This window comes from Gemmobacter nanjingensis, from assembly GCF_014652195.1.
Taxonomy (GTDB): Bacteria; Pseudomonadota; Alphaproteobacteria; order Rhodobacterales; family Rhodobacteraceae; genus Gemmobacter; species Gemmobacter caeni.
Map to the genome: position 1 here is coordinate 1 of NZ_BMYI01000074.1, position 1251 is coordinate 1251.

Consider the following 1251-nt stretch of genomic DNA (forward strand, 5'->3'; position numbering starts at 1 on the left):
TAGTTGGTGCCCTTCGGGACATAGGCGAGGATCGCGTCATCGCCCCAGATATCCGTCGCTGGGACATCGTCCCCCGCATTTTCAGGCAGGAAGACCGCCTTGCCGGAGATCACATTGTCCAGCTCGAGCGAACGGGCCAGCATGTCCAGCGTGATCGAGTCGGCCGAGGTGTATTTGAACTGATCCTTGAAGGTCTGGTGTTCGGTCAGCGCATTGGCGGCATTCGGCCCGAGGATCAGCGTATTGGGGTAACGGCCGGTCATACGGCGAATGACCTCTTTGCCTGCCTTGATATCTGCCTTGGGGGCCGAGGTGGACTGCGTCCAGCGGGCGGTCGTGGTCAGGGTAACCTTGTTCGACGCGGCATAGTTCGCCGTGTTGCGCGCCATTTGCGCGCATTCGAGTTCGAGGCCAAGATCGACCACGTCGAGCACCATGTCGATGGCACCCTTCGCCAGATCGATACCGGGGACCGAACCGGCCTCTTCCTGATGCTCAATGGGCACCGTTGCTTCCAGCGCATCCTGGACGAGCGAGATCGGGTCCGATGCGTAGCCGTACTGGATGCGCTTCTTGTCGGCGCCCGGCGCGCGCCGGGTGTTCAGCATGCGGAACGATTCCTTGCCGAACTTCAGCGTCCGCATCGAACGGTTCGGAACCGTGGCGCGGGGAAACAGAAGATGCGAGATGAAGGCATCGTTGCGATAGCCCCGCGCATAGGTCGAGAGGATCGGATCAACGACCTGCGCGGTGCGAGTATTCAAGGGGGCCATGGAGACGGTCCTCAGCTGATGGAAAAGACGATGGTGACGAATTCGCCATCGGCGGCGGCATTGAGCGCACGGCCGAAGCGATTGGTGCCAGCACCCTGTGCCTGCACACCACCAGCGGCAGCCGACACCACCGCGCCACCGGCAGAAATGGCGCCGACAGCCTTCAGGCGGGCAGTGCCGATGCGGATGATCGCACCCGGATCACCGATGACGGTATTGGGGTGCTTTGCCACACCGGCAACCACCGCATCGGCGCCGGTGATCTTGGCGCCGTTGTAGCCAATGAGATCATAGGCATCCCAAAGGCTGGTGGAGATGACGGTGTCCGTCAGGACTTCCTGAAAATACTGCATTCTTGGCTCCTTCAGGAAACGGCCGCGACGGCGTCAAGATAGGCCGTGCCGGGGTGCTGGCGCTGGAAGGCGAGCGCCCTGTTGTGGAGGGCGAGACCGGCCGGATCGACAGCCTTGCCATCGGC

At 62.3% G+C, this 1251-nt stretch carries 2 protein-coding genes; both read right to left on the reverse strand.

Annotation, left to right across the window (positions count from 1 at the left end; all coding sequences use genetic code 11):
* Positions 1 to 773: major capsid protein (locus tag IE126_RS25680; RefSeq protein ID WP_189383229.1), on the reverse strand; the 773-nt coding region annotated here is incomplete at its 3' end.
* Positions 774 to 784: 11 nt separating this feature from the next.
* Entirely contained in the window at positions 785 to 1126 is a 342-nt protein-coding gene (locus tag IE126_RS25685; RefSeq protein WP_189383230.1) for a capsid cement protein, read from the reverse strand.
* Between the last annotated feature and the right edge of the window lie 125 nt (positions 1127 to 1251).